Here is a 15,733-nt window from a genome sequence, read left to right as displayed (position 1 = left end):
TCCACGAGCGGGTCTTAAAGTCGCCGTCATGACAGGTCAGCGCCGGGTGCTCGTGGTCGAGGACGACATCACGATCGCCGAGTCCGTGGCCGCGCGGCTGCGGGCGGAGGGCTTCGAGGTGTCCGTGGCCCACGACGGTCCGTCGGGGGTGGCCGCCGCGGCGTCGTTCGTCCCGGACCTGGTGGTCCTCGACGTGATGCTGCCGGGGTTCGACGGGCTGGAGGTGTGCCGCCGCATCCAGGCGGCGCGCACGGTGCCGGTGCTGATGCTGACTGCTCGCGGGGACGAGACGGACCTGCTGGTCGGGCTCGCCGTGGGGGCGGACGACTACCTGACCAAGCCGTTCTCGATGCGCGAGCTGGCCGCTCGGGTGCACGTGCTGCTGCGGCGGGTCTCGCGGGCGGCGGTGTCGCGCACGCTGGAGCTGGGGGACCTGTCGATCGACCTCGCGGCACGGCGCGTGCACCGGGGCGGCACCGAGGCGCACCTGACGCCGACCGAGTACGACCTGCTGGTGTTCCTGGCCGAACGGCCGTCCGCGGTGCAGGGCCGCGACCGGTTGCTGTCCGAGGCGTGCGGGTGGCACGACGGCGCGTCGTCGCGGACGGTGGACAGCCACGTGAAGGCGTTGCGGCGCAAGCTCGGGGCCGACCTCATCCGCACCGTGCACGGCATCGGGTACGCGCTGGAGGTGCCCCGGTGAGGAGGGTCCTGGCTCTGCTGGACCTGCTGCCGCGTCCGCTGGACTCGGTGCGGTCCATCAAGCTGAAGCTCGGGATCGTGATCGTGGTGTCCGGGTGCGTGTCGTTCGCCTACTTCCGGTACGCGACCGGGTGGCTGCCGCCGCGCACCACGCTGATGGCGCTGGTGCTGGGGCTCATCACCTCGCAGCTGCTGGCGCACGGCATGACCTCGCCGTTGCGGGAGATGACCTCGGCGGCCCGGTCGATGGCCTCCGGCGACTACTCGCTGCGGGTGCGCGCGACCTCGGTCGACGAGGTCGGGCAGCTCGCGGAGGCGTTCTCGGTGATGGCCTCGGACCTGGCCGCCGCCGACCAGCAGCGGCGCGAGCTGATCGCCAACGTGTCGCACGAGCTGCGGACGCCGATCTCGGCGTTGCAGGCCGTGCTGGAGAACGTCGTCGACGGCGTCGCCCAGCCCGACGCGGCGACGATGCGGACCGCGCTGGCCCAGACCGAACGGCTGGGCCGGCTGGTCACGGAGCTGCTGGACCTGTCGAAGATCGACGCCGGGGTGCTGTCGCTGAACCGGGAACCGCTGTCGGTGGCGGCGCTGGTGGCGGACGTGGTGGCGGAGGCGTCGGTCGCTGCCCCCACGGCGTCCTTCGAGGTGTCGGTCGCCGACGGGCTGACGGTCCTGGCCGACGGGGAACGGCTGCACCAGGTGCTGGTGAACCTGGTGGACAACGCGGCCCGGCACGGTCCCACCGGGGGGTTGGTGACCGTGTCCGGGTACGCGTCCGGCGGGTCGGTGGTGCTGGAGGTGCGCGACGAGGGGCCGGGGATCGCCCTGGCCGACCGGTCGCGGATCTTCGAGCGGTTCACCCGCGGGGAACGCGCAGGCGGCGGTGGGACCGGGCTCGGTCTCGCCATCGCCCGGTGGGTGGTGGACCTGCACGGCGGCACCATCGCCGTGGTCGACCCCGGGTCGTGCATCCGGGTGACGTTGCCCAGCTGAACCACTTTTTCTGGCTTTCGTGCGCACCGCTGGCCGGTGCGCCGGTGGAGTGCGCCCTTTTTCTGGGCTTGGAGAGGGATATGACTGACTCGACGCGTTCGCCCGGTTCTTCTGAGCCGTTGGAGCCTTCGGAGAAGCCGGGGGGTGCCGGGCCGCGGTACCGGCACCTGCGCAAGGCGGCCTACCGGCCGCGGGTTCGCGCGGCGGAGGAACGGGCTGCGGAAGCTGCTGCGGCGGAACCGACTCCAGAACCTGCTGCGGCGGAACCGGCTGCGGAAACCGCAGCAGAGGAACGGGCTGCGGAGGAACCGGTTTCGAAACCCGCGGCGGAGGAACGGGCTGCGGAGGAACCGGTTTCGAAACCCGCAGCGGAGGAACCGGCTCCGGAACCCGTCGCGGAGAAACAGGCTCCGGAACCCGTCGCGAAGAGCCCCGACGCAGGCTCGCGCAGGGGTACCCCCGAACCGGGAACCCCTGCGTTTCAACGTACTCACGAGGTCCGACAAGATCCGGAGCCGAACGAGAAGCCGCAGGTCGAGCAGCCTCCGGCCGCCACCCTGCCGCCACCGTCCCCCTGGGGCGGACCACCCGCGCCACGCCTCGCCGGCCCGGTCATCGTCCCCTCCCCCAACCCGGTCCTCCCGTGGTGGCGCCCGCCCACCGACGCGGCACCGGCGAAGGTGCTCGGCGTCATGGCGGTCGCTGGTCTCGCCGCCGCCCTGCTCGCCCCGCCGAACAACGGCATCGGCTGGTTCCTCGCCGGGGTGTTCGGCGTCGGCGCCGTGGTGTTCCACGCGGGCAAGCCGACCGTCGAACGGGCGTTGTGGCTCGCGGCGGCGCTCGCGTTCCTCGCCATGGGGTTCCTGCGGGCCGCCGAGTGGTTGTTCCCGATGGCCGTTCTCGCGTCGATGGTGTGCGGTTCGATCGCCATGGCAGGCGGGAAGACGGTGCGGGGACTGGTGTTCGGCGTGCTCGGGGTCGGGCTGGCCGGGTTCCGGTCGATCCCGTGGGTGGCGCGGAGCCTGAGCCGGCGCGGGCCGAAGAGCCTGCGGCCGTTCATCTCGGCCGGTGTGGCGTTGGTGCTGTTGCTGGTCTTCGGGTCACTGCTCGCGGGTGCGGACAAGGCGTTCAACGATTTCCTCGAGGGCCTGGTGCCGGACTGGGAGGTCGGCGAGTACGTGCGCATGGGGTTCTACGGGGCCGTGGCGGCGTTCGGCGCGGTCGGTGCGTGCTACCTGGTCGCGGCGCCCGCGCAGATCGACGAGGACGCGGAGGCCAAGCCGGGGACGTTGCGGCTCAAGGACTACGGGCTGCCGGTCGGGGCGCTCGTGGTGCTGTTCGCGGGGTTCGTGGCGACGCAGGTCGCGGTGCTGTTCGGGGGTGAGGCCTACGTGATGCGGACGGCGGGGGTCACGTTCGCCGAGTACGCGCGGTCCGGGTTCTGGCAGCTGCTGTGGGTGACGATCCTGACGCTCGCGGTCATCGCCGGGGTGGCGCGGTTCGCGGCGAAGCAGACCGCGCGGGACCAGCTGTGGCTGCGCGTCCTGCTCGGGGCGCTGGCGGTGCTGACGCTGGTGATCGTGTCGAGTGCGTTGAGCCGCATGTGGTTCTACCAGCAGGCGTACGGGTGGACGGTGCTGCGGCTGCTCGTCGCGTCGTGCGAGATCTGGCTCGGCGTGGTGTACCTGATGGTGATCGCGAGCGGGATCACGTTGCGCGCCAACTGGTTGCCGCGGGCCGTGGCCGGGACGGGCGCGGCGTTCCTGCTCGCCGTCGCGGTGGCGGACCCGGAACGCGTGGTGGCCGAGTACAACGTGACGAGGTTCGAGGCCACGCAGAAGATCGACACGTACTACCTGTCGACGCTGTCGGAGGACGCGGTGCCCGCGTTGCTGCGACTTCCCGCGGACAAACGGGACTGCGCCCTGCTGCGCCTGCGGATGCCGGGTGCCGAGGCCGATTGGCGGGAGTGGAACCTGGCGCGCCACAACGCTCGTGAGTCACTCGAAGGCGTGAAGGTGAGCGAACGCATCTGTGAGTCGCCTTACTACACCGAACGGTAGTTGTTGGGCGGAGGTAAAGTTGCGGGTCCACCAGTTGCCGAGAGGGTGAGAAGTGACGCTGTCGTGACGCTTGCGGCCGAACCCGTTGTCCTTCGATCGATGTTCACGGCAGGGGATGCGCCCGCACCGCGCACACTGCTGGACATCCTGCGCGCGAGTGCCGAACAGCACCCGGACGCGCCGGCCGTCGACGACGGCACCACCGCGCTCACGTACCGCGCGCTGCTCGCGGAAGTCTTCGAGCTGAAGGAGAAGCTGGCCGCCGAGGGCATCGGGGTCGGCGACCGGGTCGGCATCCGCGTGCCGTCCGGCACCGTCGACCTCTACGTGTCGATCCTCGCCACCCTCGCGGCCGGCGCCGCCTACGTGCCGGTCGACTTCGAGGACCCGGACGAGCGCGCCGAGCTCGTTTTCGTTGAGGCGCAAGTGAGTGCGGTGCTCGGTGAAGGCCGATCCGTTGCGCTGCACGGAACTCCGCTGGGCGTGCCCGGCGAGCCCGGTCTCGGCAACGACGCGTGGATCATCTTCACGTCCGGTTCCACCGGCAAGCCCAAGGGCGTCGCGGTCACCCACCGCAGCGCCGCCGCGTTCGTGGACGCCGAGGCGCGGCTGTTCCTGCGGGACGAGCCGATCGGGCCGGACGACCGCGTGCTCGCGGGGCTGTCGGTCGCGTTCGACGCCTCCTGCGAGGAGATGTGGCTCGCGTGGCGCTACGGCGCCTGCCTGGTGCCGGCGCCGCGGTCGTTGGTGCGCACCGGGATGGACCTCGGCCCGTGGCTGGTCGAGCAGGAGATCACCGTCGTGTCCACGGTGCCGACGCTGGCCGCGCTGTGGCCGGTCGAGGCGCTGGACGACGTGCGGCTGCTGATCTTCGGCGGCGAGGCGTGCCCGCCGGAGCTGGCCGAGCGGCTCGCCGTGCCCGGCCGCGAGGTGTGGAACACCTACGGGCCGACGGAGGCGACCGTCGTCGCCTGCGCCGCCCAGCTGACCGGCCAGGGCCCGGTCCGCATCGGCCTGCCGCTGGACGGCTGGGAGCTCGTCGTCGTCGACCAGCGGGGCGAGGTCGTGCCGATGGGCGAGTCCGGCGAGCTGGTCATCGGCGGCGTCGGCCTGGCCCGCTACCTCGACGTCGAGAAGGACGCGCAGAAGTACGCGCCGCTGCCGTCGATGGGCTGGGACCGCGCCTACCGCAGCGGTGACGTGGTCCGCGCCGAGCCGGAGGGCCTCGTCTTCCTCGGCCGCGCGGACGAGCAGATCAAGCTCGGCGGCCGCCGGATCGAGCTCGGCGAGGTCGACGCGGCGCTCGCGGCGCTGCCCGGTGTCGCCGGTGCCGCCGCCGCCGTGCGCACCACGCGCGGTGGCAACCAGGTCCTCGTCGGCTACGTCGTCGTCGACGACGGGTTCGACCAGGAGGCCTCGGTCGAGCAGCTGCGCACCGAGCTGCCCGCGGCGCTGGTGCCGCTGGTCGCGGTGGTCGACACGCTGCCGACGCGCACGTCCGGCAAGGTCGACCGGGCCGCGCTGCCGTGGCCGCTGGAGTCGATGGACACCGCGGGTGTCGTGTTCTCCGGTCTCGAAGGCTGGCTCGCGGAGCAGTGGGCCGCCGTCCTCGGGTCCGGTCCCGCCTCCGAGGGCGCGAACTTCTTCGCCTCCGGCGGCAGCTCGCTGGGCGCCGCACAGCTGGTCTCCCTGATCCGCACGCGCTACCCGAGCACGTCCGTGCAGGACGTCTACCAGCACCCGACGCTCTACAAGCTCGCGCGGCGCCTGGAGTCCTACGGTCAGACGGCCGAGGTGCGCGAGGTCGCGCCGACGCCGCGCTGGACCGGTGTCGTGCAGACGCTGCTGATGATCCCGCTGCTCACCGTCGCCGGCGCGCGCTGGGTCGTGGCCCTGACGGCGCTGTCGAACGTCCTGGGCTGGACCTCCGTGTCGTGGTGGTGGGTCGCCGCGGGGTTCGTGGTGTTCCTGAGCCCCGCCGGACGGCTGGCGATCTCCGCGGGCGGCGCCCGGCTGCTGCTGCGCGGCGTGAAGCCCGGCGAGTACCCGCGCGGCGGGTCCGTCCACCTGCGGCTGTGGACCGCCGAGATGCTGGCTCAGCAGTCACGCGCCACCGAGCTGTCCGGCTCCTGGGTCACGCACTACGCGCGGGCGCTCGGCGCGAAGATCGGCCCCGGTGTCGACCTGCACTCGTTGCCGCCGGTCACGGGCATGCTGAAGGTCGGGCGCGGTGCCGCCGTCGAACCCGAGGTGGACCTGTCCGGCTGGTGGCTCGACGGCGACCGGCTGCGCATCGGCCGCATCCGGATCGGCGCTGGCGCGACCGTCGGTGCCCGCAGCACGCTCTTCCCCGGTGCGCGGATCGGCAAGAAGGCCGAGGTGGCGCCCGGTTCGGGCGTGCGCGGCTCGGTGCCGACCGGTCAGCGCTGGGCCGGTGTGCCCGCGATCCGCGAGGGCAAGGCGGCGCGCTCGTTCCCGTCGCGCCGGCCGGAGCGGTCGCGGTTCTGGAACCTCATGTACGGCGTCTCGTCCGGTCTGCTGGGCGCGCTGCCGCTGCTCGCGGCGGCCCCGGCGGTGCTGTACGTGCTGCGCCGCCCGGTGACGCTCACGTCGGCGCTGTGGGACGTGCCGGTGGCCTCGGCGATCTGGTTCGGCTCCTACGCCCTGCTGGTGCTCGTGGCCGTGCGGTTGCTGGGCATCGGCATGCGCGAGGGCCACTACCCCGTGCACAGCCGCGTGGCCTGGCAGGCGTGGACGACCGAGCGGCTGATGAACATCGCCCGTTCGGCGCTGTTCCCGCTGTACGCGTCGCTGTTCACGCCGGTGTGGCTGCGGCTGCTCGGCATGAAGGTCGGGCGCCGGGTCGAGGCGTCCACGGTCGTGGCGCTGCCGAAGATGACGCGGGTCGGTGACGGCGCGTTCCTGGCCGACGACACGATGGTCGCCTCCTACGAGCTCGGCGGCGGCTGGCTGCGGATCGCCACGGCCCGTGTGGGCAAGCGGGCGTTCCTGGGCAACTCGGGCATGACCGCACCCGGCCGCGCGGTGCCCAAGGGCGGGCTCGTCGGCGTGCTGTCCGCGGCGCCGAAGCGGGCCAAGGCCGGTTCGTCGTACCTGGGCATGCCGCCGATGAAGCTGCCGCGCACCGCGGCCGCGTCGGACGACTCGCGCACCTACGACCCGCCGGCGCACCTGCTGTGGGCGCGGGCCGTCGTGGAGCTGTTCCGGTTCGTGCCGGTGATGCTGAACGTCGCGCTGGTCGTGCTGGTGTTCTTCGCGCTGAAGGCGTTCGGCCTGTGGTGGGCCGGTGTGGTGCTGCTCGCCGCCGGTGTCGCCGCGTGCGTGGTGGCCGCGGTCGCGAAGTGGGTGCTGGTCGGGCGGTTCAAGGTCCGCGAGTACCCGCTGTGGTCGGCGTTCGTGTGGCGCAACGAGCTGGCGGACACGTTCGTCGAGGTGCTCGCGGTGCCGTGGCTCATCGGGTTCTCCGGTGGCACGCCGGTCATGAACCTCTGGCTGCGCTCGCTGGGCGCGTCGGTGGGCAGGGGCGTGTGGTGCGAGTCGTACTGGCTGCCCGAGGCGGACCTGGTGTCGCTGGGCGCCGGTGCCACCGTGAACCGCGGCTGCGTCGTGCAGACGCACCTGTTCCACGATCGCATCCTGCGGATGGACCGCGTGGAGCTGGGCGCCGGGTCCACCCTGGGCCCGCACGGGATCGTGCTGCCCGGCGCGTCCGTGGGCGACCACACGACGATCGGACCCGCCTCGCTGGTCATGCGCGGAGAAGATGTACCGTCGGGAACCCGTTGGCTGGGCAACCCGATCTCCGCGTGGACATGACCTTCTCCGTACACCATTACGCACTGGAGCTTGACTACAAGCCGCACTCCGCGCGCCTGTCCGGGCGCGCGGTGCTGCAGGCTTCCTGCGCCTCGCCGCTGTCGTCGTTCTCGCTGTCCTTCGGCTCGCTGCGGATCTCGAAGGTCCTGGTGAACGGCAGGCCGGCGCGCTACGGGCACGCCGGCGGGGTGCTGAACGTGCGCACCGCCGTGCGCGGGTCGTTCTCGGTCGAGGTCCGCTACTCGGGCACGCCGACGCCGATCTCGACACCGGAGTGGGGCGACCTCGGCTGGGACGAGCTCACCGACGGCTCGATCGTGGCCTCGCAGCCGATCGGGGCGCCGTCGTGGTTCCCGTGCCTCGACCACCCCTCGTCCAAGGCCTCCTACCACCTGGAGGTCACCGCGCCCTCGCCGTACACCGTGGTGTGCAACGGGGTGCTGGTGGACGGCAAGGTCTCCGGCAGCACGACGAAGTGGACCTACTCGATGGCCGCGCCGATGGCCACCTACCTCGCGACCGTCCAGATCGGACAGTACGTGGAGGCGCTGCCCGGTGTGTGGGCACCGGCGCGGCTGAAGCGCCTGGTGGCACACGACTTCGGGCGGCAGAACCAGATGGTCGAGCTGTTCTCGTCGCTGTTCGGGCCGTACCCGTTCGCCAGGTACGCGGTCGTGGTGACCGATGACGCGCTGGACGTTCCCGTTGAGGCGCAGGGGTTGTCGACGTTCGGTGCGAACCACGTGGACGGCCGTCGAGGCTCGGAACGGCTGGTGGCGCACGAGCTGGCGCACCAGTGGTTCGGCAACTCCGTGGGTGTCGCGGAGTGGGAGCACATCTGGCTGAACGAGGGCTTCGCCTGCTACTCGGAGTGGCTGTGGTCGGAGGCCTCGGGCGGCCGGTCGGCGGACGCGTGCGCGACCGGTGCCCGTGACCTGCTGCGACGGCTGCCGCAGGACGTCGTGATCGGCCGGCCGGACCGGGCCGACTGGTTTGACGACCGGGTCTACAAGCGCGGGGCGTTGACGTTGCACGCGCTGCGCCGGGAGATGGGCGACGACTCGTTCTTCGCGTTGCTGCGCGAGTGGTGCGCGCGTCACCGGCACGGCGTGGTGACGACGGAGGACTTCCTGGCGCTGGCCGGGCACCGGGACCTGCTGACCCGGTGGTTGTTCAAGCCGGAGCTACCGCGCTGAGACCTCGGTGCCGCAGTTGGTAGTGGAAAAGTGCTTGTTGATGTTGAGTTGGTGGTACTTGCAGATGCCCGGGAAGCAGGGGATCAAGCGGTGAAGCGCCACACCAGCGGTGGACGGCCGCCCTTGGGCAGTGCCGACGCGTGCTGGGTGGTGCGTTCCAGGCCGGGTACGCGGTCCATCGTGCGGCCCAGGTTGGCCGGGTAGGGGCGGTCGCCGGTCAGCGACTCGGTCACGTCGAGCGCCTGTGCCGTCGTGAACTCCGGTCCGAGCAGGCCCGCGGTGAACGCCACGTCGCGCCAGAGCTTGTCGGCGAGCAGCGGGCGGCAGTCGGCGACGATCCGGTTGTGGTCGAAGGCCAGCGCGGGCACGGCGTCCAGCGTGGTCCAGGTCAGGTCGTTCCGGCCGGGGCGGGTGAGCGTGGCCCACAGCGCGATCGACAGCGTCGGGCCGCGCGGGTCGCGGGATGGCTCGTCGAACATCGCGAGCTGGCCGGTGGCGGTCACGGACTCCTCGGCCAGGCCCAGCTTCCCGGTGACGGCCCTGGTGGTCGCGTCGCGCAGGCGTTCGCCCTTGCCCAGCAGCACACCGGGCAGGGCTAGCTCACCGGCGAACGGGTCGTGCGCCCGCGGTGCCACCCCCAGGAGCACCGCGCGCGCGTCCGGGTCGAACCGGAGTGCGATCACGTCCACCGACACCAGCGTCGACTCGATCATGGCGTCGATTCTCCCGCACCGCGTAGTCCGCCCTGGCCGGCCCCGCCCCGGTGACCAGCACCTCGACGCCGAGCAGGTGTTCCAGGTACGCCACCGGGTCCGGCATCTCCTCCATGCCCTCGTGGGTGGCGACCTGGAGGCCGTCGGCGTCCAGGTGCGTCACGGCCAGCCCGTCGACGCCACCGCAGCACCGCACCGAGTACTGGAGCAGCCGGGCGTCGAGGTGACCGGCCCGCCAGGCGCCCTGGAACTCCCCCGTGCCGTTGTGCCGCTCCGGGAACCGGGCGAGAACGGCCGGGTCCTCCGTCGGCAGCGGGCCGGCGCCGTGCCTGGTCTGGTAGGTCCTGGTCACGCCGATCACCCGGGCCGGGCGGCCGTTCAGCAGCTCCCTGGCGTTGCGCGGCGTCACGGTCGACCACGTCGTGTGCGGGTGGAACCCGTGGGTCTCGTCGAGCAGAACGCCTTGGGCGCCTTCGAAGACGACCCGGCCGGCACCGTCGAGCTCGTCACCGGTCGTGATGCGCACGGCGTCGGCGAAGGACCGGTAGAGCGCGACGAGCCCGTCGACGTCGGCGGTGGCGCCGGTCAGCGGCTCGTAGAACCGGGCGAGCGCGTCCAGCTTGTGCCGCAACGCCCTCGGGTCCAGGCAGTCGCCGACGGTGGGGGCGGGGCCCGGTTCGCCGAGCACCCGCTGCCCCTCGACCATCTCCCCCGCGTTCCTCCCGGCGAGCAGCCCGTACCAGGCGGTCTCGCCGATGCCCTTGCCGCACGAGCCGTGCCGGTCGGCGCCTCTGGCTCTCTCCCTGGCCCGGTTCGCGGCGACGTGGACCGGCGTGGTGAGCAGTGCCCGCGCGTCGACCGACATCAGCGACAGCGGGTCCGCGACACCGATGGCTTCCAGCTCGCGCGACTCGGTGGCGAGCGCGATCGGTTCGACGAGCACGTGGCGCGACAGCCAGGTCGGCACGCCCGCGAGCGTGCCCGACCCGAACTGGCTGAACGTGTGGTGCCGGTCGCCGACGACGACGTTGTGCGCGGCCTGCGCTCCCCCGTTGAACCGCACGACCTTCGACACCGACCCGTCCGCGCACAGGGCGTCGACCACGGCGCCCTTGCCCTCGTCGCCGAACCCGAGCCCGACGACGACCACGTGGCCGGTCACGTCAGCGTCACGTCGTCGGGGCCGTCGATGGCGAGCGGCGCGGCGGTGACCGGGCGGGCGGTGGCACCGACGGCGACCAGCGCCTTGCCGACCGACCTGCTCTCGGCGACCGACCCGATCTCGGCGAGGTCGACGAGCGCCTGGTCGAGGTCGACGACCTGCTCCTCCATGCCGATCGTGGCGGCGATCAGCTCGCACACCGCGCCGGGGTCGTCGAGCTTGAGGAAGTTCTGCCCGAGGATCGACCGCCAGTGCTCGGCGATGCTGTCGTCGTTGAAGTACGACGACTGGTTGGGCAGGATGAAGTAGACGTTCCACCTGCGGGCGAGCTCCCGGTACACCGACACGGGATCGATGTCCTGGTCGACGTCGTCGCCGATGACCCGGCGGATGTGCTTGGCCTTCAACCGCCGCTTGTTCAGCTCGTCGCCGATGATGAACAGGTAGCCCTTGCGGCCGCGCTTCTGCCAGGCGTCGGTGACCACGTGCCGCGCGATGAAGTACGCGGCCAGCTCGTACGACTCGCTCTTCTGCCCGCCGCCGTTGCCTTCGAGGAAGATGTCGCGCAGCTGCTCGTCCATGCGGTTGTCCGACTCGAACTGCCCGACCTGCAGCGGGACCCGGTCGCTGTCGGCGTCGCCGATGCCGCCGAACATCAGCTGCGGGTCGGTGAGGTACCCCTTGCGCTGCAACAACCCGTGCAGCTTGCCGAGCTTGCCCTGCATGATCCGCGGCACGCTGCCCATCGACCCGGTCACGTCGAACAGCACCGCGATGGGTGTCGAGTCGGCGTGGTCGGGCGAGTCGCGGCACTCGCGGAACGCGACCTTGAACGGGTCGAGCGCGGGTGCGGCCTTCCAGTCGTCCCGCGGCCGCGACCGGACCGACGCGGTGTAGCCGAAGTCGGCGATCCCCTTGGCGGCGCGGAAGGTCTTGGCCGCCGCGTAGGCGTTGTCGTCCCACTTGCCGTGTCCCATGGTCATTCTCCAGTCTCGGGGAGGGCGAACGGGCGGAACACCCGTGGCCCGTAGAGGTCTTCGAGCAGGTCGTCGTACTCGCCGAGCAGGTCGACGGCGTCCGGGCGGCGCCGCGGCTGGTCTTGCAGGCACCCGCCGGCGAACGCGAGCTGGCGTTCCTCGTCCGGCCGCAGCACCTCCCGCATCAGCAGGTGCGCCATGTGGACGTCGGTGGCCGCCGTGGCCGGGTGGCCCAGGCCGATCTCCGGCGGGTAGGTGGTCGTGCGGCTGGTGGCGAGGAGCCGCTGGCCCTCCTCGACGGCGAACGACCAGCCGGCCAGCACGATGCCGTGCTGCCGCGGGTGGACCAGGACGTTGTCCGCGGTGACGGCGCCGTGCACGAGACCGGCCTGGTGCGCGCCGGCCAGCGCTTTGAGCAGCCTGCGGTGCATCCACGCGTAGTCGCGGCCGTCGAGGCCCGCCGGGAAGGCCTTCCTGACCTCGGCGAGCGTCACGAACCCGTCCCGCAGCGGGTCGAGCACCGTGAAGGCGCGCGATCCCTTGGCGACGTCGCCGGAGGTGTCGAGCAGCCGCGGGTAGAACGGCCGCAGCCACTGGTTGTGGTCGGTGAACCGCTCCAGCCGCCGCAGCGCCTGCCACTCGCCGTGCAGCAGCGGGTTGAGCGCCGGGTTGCGCACGACCTTCACCACGTGCGGGCCGTCCGACTCGTACAGGTTGGCGATGCTGCCCCGCGCGAACGGCTCCCCGATGCGGTAGAGGCCCGTCCTGGTCCTGAGCTCGACGCGGGTGCCGTGCGCCCAGTCGTGGTGCAGGCCGGTCAGCTTCGCCGCCGCGGCGTGGGCCCGCGGGTGGTGCGGGCCCACCACGTCGGGGTGCAGGACCGAGGCCAGGGCGTGGTACCGGCGCTTGGCCTGCCTGCGGCCGGCCGGGTCGGTGGTCCGCGGGCCGAAGAGGGCTTCGGGGGTCGCGGCACCTTCCACCTGGTCCAGGGCCTCGGTCGTCGTGAGCATGGTTTGAGTCTAAGAGACTCAAACTCGGATTGCAACGGCCGGGTGACCGGTGTGATCCGGACGACCTTCCCCTGTACGAGTGAGGCGGCTCATGGTGTCCCACCGTCGGGACCACGGGTAACCGGTCCGGAACGGAAGGAGGAAACAGGTGCTGTTCGTGGTGCTCGGGTGTTCGGTGGTCTTCTCGTTGCTGGTGGTGGAGGTGGTGCACCGGCTGGTGCGGCGCTTCACCCACAGCGGGCGGATGTACCGTCCCGGGCAGGCGTTCGCGGCGGTGCTGGCCACTCAGATAAGCCTCAGCGTGTACCCGGTCGACGCGCCGGTCACGCAGCACGTCCTCGGCATAGCGCTGATCCTCGCCGGAGCGTGGTTGCTGGCCGCGCTCATCAGCACGCTCGTGGACGTGTCACTGGCGCGCATCCGCACGGACGTCACGGACAACCGGCACGCGCGGCGGGTGCACACGCAGGTCACGCTGGTGCGGCGGCTGGTGCTGGTGGTCATCGGCGTGCTGGCGGTCGGCGCGATCCTGATGACGTTCCCCGGTGCGCGGGCGGTCGGGTCGACGGTGCTCGCCTCGGCGGCGGTGATCGGCGCGGTCGCGGCGTTCTCGGCGCAGTCGTTGCTGGGCAACCTGATCTCGGGGCTGCAGATCGCGTTCAGCGACGCGGTGCGGCTCGACGACGTCGTGGTCGTCGAGGGCGAGTGGGGCCGGGTCGAGGACATCACGCTGACGTACGTGGTGCTGCACCTGTGGGACGACCGGCGGCTGGTGCTGCCGACCTCGTACTTCCTGAAGACGCCGTTCGAGAACTGGACGCGCACGCAGTCGGCGCTGCTCGGCACGGTGGAGCTGGACCTGGACTGGACGGTGCCGGTCGAGGCGATGCGGCACGAGCTGCGGTCCATGCTGGAGGGCAGCGACCTGTGGGACGGGCGGGTGTCCGTGCTGCAGGTGACGCAGGCGACGCAGGGGTTCGTGCGGGTCAGGGCGCTGGTCAGCGCGGCGGACGCCGGCAAGCTGTGGGACCTGCGGTGTCTCGTGCGCGAGCACCTGGTCGACTGGGTGCAGCGGCAGCACGACGGCGCGTTGCCGCAGATCAGGACGCGCGCGGTCAGCACCGTCAGGCGGGTGCAGCCGCAGACCGACCAGCACACCGACGCGCGGGTGTTCGGCGAGAGCGCGGACGGGGCGCAGCGCGAGCAAGCGTTTGCGGGGCCCAAGTAGAGCGCATGTCGCGAACCACGTGCTGCTCACCGCGACCGCGGGAGGGTCGATCCACCACACTGGACCCATGAGAACCGGTGACCAGGTCGTGCAGGGCCTGCCGTGGCGGTGGCGTGCGCAGGGCACGATCTTCGTCATCGGCGGGCTCGGGTTCCTGTTCGACGCGTGGGACGTCACGCTCAACGCGTTCCTGATCCCGCTGGTCGGCGCCGAGTGGGGGCTGAGCCTCGGCCAGCGCGGCTGGGTCGGCACGGCGAACCTGATCGGCATGGCGGTCGGGGCGTTCGCGTGGGGCGCGATCGCGGACACCATCGGGCGCAAGAAGGCGTTCAGCCTCACGATCCTGATGTTCTCGGTGTTCACGGTCGCGGGCGCGGCGTCACCGGACTTCGTCACGTTCTGCGTGTTCCGGTTCCTGGCCGGTGTGGGGCTCGGCGGGTGCATCCCGGTCGACTACGCGCTGGTCGGCGAGTTCACGCCGGCGAAGGTGCGCGGGCGGGTGCTGGCGGCGATGGACGCGTTCTGGCCGCTCGGGGCGACGCTGTGCGGGCTGACCGCCGCCCACCTGGCCGGCCTGGGCAGCTGGCGGCTGCTGATGCTCACGATGGTGCTGCCGGCGCTGCTGCTGTTCTGGATCCGGCGCTCGGTGCCCGAGTCACCGATGTTCCTGGTCGCGAAGGGACGCACGCACGAGGCCAAGAAGGTCATCGACGACCTGGTCGCCAAGACCGGCGCACCGCACGAGGACTGGCGGCTGCCCGCACCGCAGCAGCTGCAACGCCTCTCCCCCAGGGTGATGTTCGCGCAGCTCAAGGACATCTGGCGGTACGACCCGCGGCGCACGGCGGCGCTGTGGGTGCTGTTCCTCGCGGTGTTCCTGCTGTACTACGGCGCCGTCACGTGGCTGCCGAGCATCCTGAAGGCGCAGGGGTACGGCACGTACGCGGCGTTCATGGTCACGACGCTCACGGTGGCGGTGGGCATCGTGAGCGCGCTGGTCAGCGCATGGCTCGTGGACGTGTTCGGGCGCAAGTGGGTCATCGCGATCAGCGCGCCCCTCGCGGCGGTGGCGCTGGTGCTGTTCGCGGTGCAGCTCGACGTCGGCGGTGCCGCGAAGACGTGGATCACCGTGTACGGGGTGCTGATCCAGGTCACCATCCCCGCGCTGTACGCGTTCGCGCCGGAGCTCTACCCGACGCACCTGCGGGCCAGCGGGTTCGGCTGGGCGTCCACGGTCAGCCGGGTCGGGGCGGGTTTCGTGCCCGTCCTGTTCGGAGCGCTGCTGTGGCCGGTGCTGGGCCTGGCCTGGACTTTCGCGGTCATCGGCGCACTGGTGGTGGCGGCCGTGGTCGTGATGATGTTCGTGGTGCCCGAAACGCGGATGCAACCGCTCGCGGAGGCCGTTCCGTCCTAGGTTCATGAGAAGATCGCGGCTTGGGAGAAGACCGCTCGCCGTCGCGTTTTGCGCGCTGGCGCTCAGCAGCTGTGGTGCGAACGGGGCTCCAGCCGTTCCGATGGCGGAGGTGCCGACCGTGTCCTCAGCGAAGCCGGACCAGAACCGGATCGAGCAGGCGAAGCGCGACGGCCACCCCACCGTGCCACTGATGATCTCCGTGCAGCCGGGACGCGACGAGGAGGTCGAGCGGGCGCTGGTGGCGCTGGGCGCGGCCGTCGAGGCGCGCGATCCCAGGATCGGTTACCTGCGGGCCGAGATGCCGGTCGACAAGGTGGAGGACGCCTACCGGGTCGCCGGTGTGTCCAAAGTGGATGTGGACGAGCCGCTGCACAACCGGCTCCCGGAACCGTGAGAAGCCCCGGGATCACGTGGACCCCGGGGCTTCTGCGGTTT

At 71.6% G+C, this 15,733-nt stretch carries 12 protein-coding genes; 8 read left to right on the top strand and 4 right to left on the bottom strand.

Annotated features, from left to right (window positions below):
- The first annotated feature begins 28 nt into the window (after window positions 1-28).
- From ACVDFE_RS11590 to ACVDFE_RS11570, 5 genes are all read left to right on the top strand, one after another.
- Window positions 29-703 (top strand): response regulator transcription factor, encoded by a 675-nt coding sequence (locus tag ACVDFE_RS11590; protein ID WP_360395340.1) that lies wholly within the window; start codon window positions 29-31, stop codon window positions 701-703.
- Complete coding sequence (locus ACVDFE_RS11585; RefSeq protein WP_360395338.1) at window positions 700-1,698, top strand: HAMP domain-containing sensor histidine kinase; 999 nt, start codon at window positions 700-702, stop codon at window positions 1,696-1,698. The genes ACVDFE_RS11590 and ACVDFE_RS11585 overlap by 4 nt, the downstream gene beginning before the upstream one ends.
- Before the next feature lie 692 nt (window positions 1,699-2,390).
- Window positions 2,391-3,761: a DUF4153 domain-containing protein gene (locus tag ACVDFE_RS11580; RefSeq protein ID WP_458430427.1), complete on the top strand. Its 1,371-nt coding sequence runs from the start codon at window positions 2,391-2,393 to the stop codon at window positions 3,759-3,761.
- Window positions 3,762-3,860: 99 nt separating this feature from the next.
- A complete protein-coding gene (locus ACVDFE_RS11575) occupies window positions 3,861-7,598 on the top strand; it encodes a Pls/PosA family non-ribosomal peptide synthetase (RefSeq protein ID WP_458430426.1) in 3,738 nt (1,245 codons plus the stop codon).
- Window positions 7,595-8,794 (top strand): M1 family metallopeptidase, encoded by a 1,200-nt coding sequence (locus ACVDFE_RS11570; protein ID WP_458430425.1) that lies wholly within the window; start codon window positions 7,595-7,597, stop codon window positions 8,792-8,794. The genes ACVDFE_RS11575 and ACVDFE_RS11570 overlap by 4 nt, the downstream gene beginning before the upstream one ends.
- An 83-nt stretch (window positions 8,795-8,877) precedes the next feature.
- On the opposite strand, the gene ACVDFE_RS11565 is transcribed toward ACVDFE_RS11570, so the two are convergent.
- Genes ACVDFE_RS11565 through ACVDFE_RS11550 form a run of 4 tightly spaced genes read right to left on the bottom strand, consistent with a single transcriptional unit; the run spans window position 8,878 to window position 12,656 of the window.
- Complete coding sequence (locus ACVDFE_RS11565) at window positions 8,878-9,507, bottom strand: NUDIX hydrolase (RefSeq protein WP_458430424.1); 630 nt, start codon at window positions 9,505-9,507, stop codon at window positions 8,878-8,880.
- Complete coding sequence (locus ACVDFE_RS11560) at window positions 9,395-10,669, bottom strand: adenylosuccinate synthetase (RefSeq protein ID WP_458430423.1); 1,275 nt, start codon at window positions 10,667-10,669, stop codon at window positions 9,395-9,397. The genes ACVDFE_RS11565 and ACVDFE_RS11560 overlap by 113 nt, the downstream gene beginning before the upstream one ends.
- The gene (locus ACVDFE_RS11555; protein ID WP_458430422.1) at window positions 10,666-11,646 is read right to left on the bottom strand and encodes a hypothetical protein; all 981 of its coding nucleotides are present in this window, start codon (window positions 11,644-11,646) and stop codon (window positions 10,666-10,668) included. The genes ACVDFE_RS11560 and ACVDFE_RS11555 overlap by 4 nt, the downstream gene beginning before the upstream one ends.
- A 2-nt stretch (window positions 11,647-11,648) precedes the next feature.
- Window positions 11,649-12,656, bottom strand: coding sequence for an adenylate cyclase (locus tag ACVDFE_RS11550; RefSeq protein ID WP_458430421.1), 1,008 nt, complete (start codon window positions 12,654-12,656; stop codon window positions 11,649-11,651).
- A 148-nt stretch (window positions 12,657-12,804) separates the two neighbouring features.
- On the opposite strand from ACVDFE_RS11550, the gene ACVDFE_RS11545 reads away from it, so the two are divergent.
- From ACVDFE_RS11545 to ACVDFE_RS11535, 3 genes are all read left to right on the top strand, one after another.
- Entirely contained in the window at window positions 12,805-13,884 is a 1,080-nt protein-coding gene (locus tag ACVDFE_RS11545) for a mechanosensitive ion channel family protein (protein ID WP_360395322.1), read from the top strand.
- Between the two features lie 67 nt (window positions 13,885-13,951).
- The gene (locus ACVDFE_RS11540) at window positions 13,952-15,298 is read left to right on the top strand and encodes an MFS transporter (protein WP_360395320.1); all 1,347 of its coding nucleotides are present in this window, start codon (window positions 13,952-13,954) and stop codon (window positions 15,296-15,298) included.
- Between the two features lie 118 nt (window positions 15,299-15,416).
- Window positions 15,417-15,692 carry a hypothetical protein gene (locus tag ACVDFE_RS11535; protein ID WP_458430420.1) on the top strand — a complete coding sequence of 92 codons (276 nt, stop codon included), beginning with the start codon at window positions 15,417-15,419 and terminating at the stop codon, window positions 15,690-15,692.
- The last annotated feature ends 41 nt before the right edge of the window (window positions 15,693-15,733 follow it).

The sequence above is a fragment of the Lentzea chajnantorensis genome, assembly GCF_054300775.1.
This window is presented reverse-complemented; position numbering and strand designations above follow the sequence as displayed.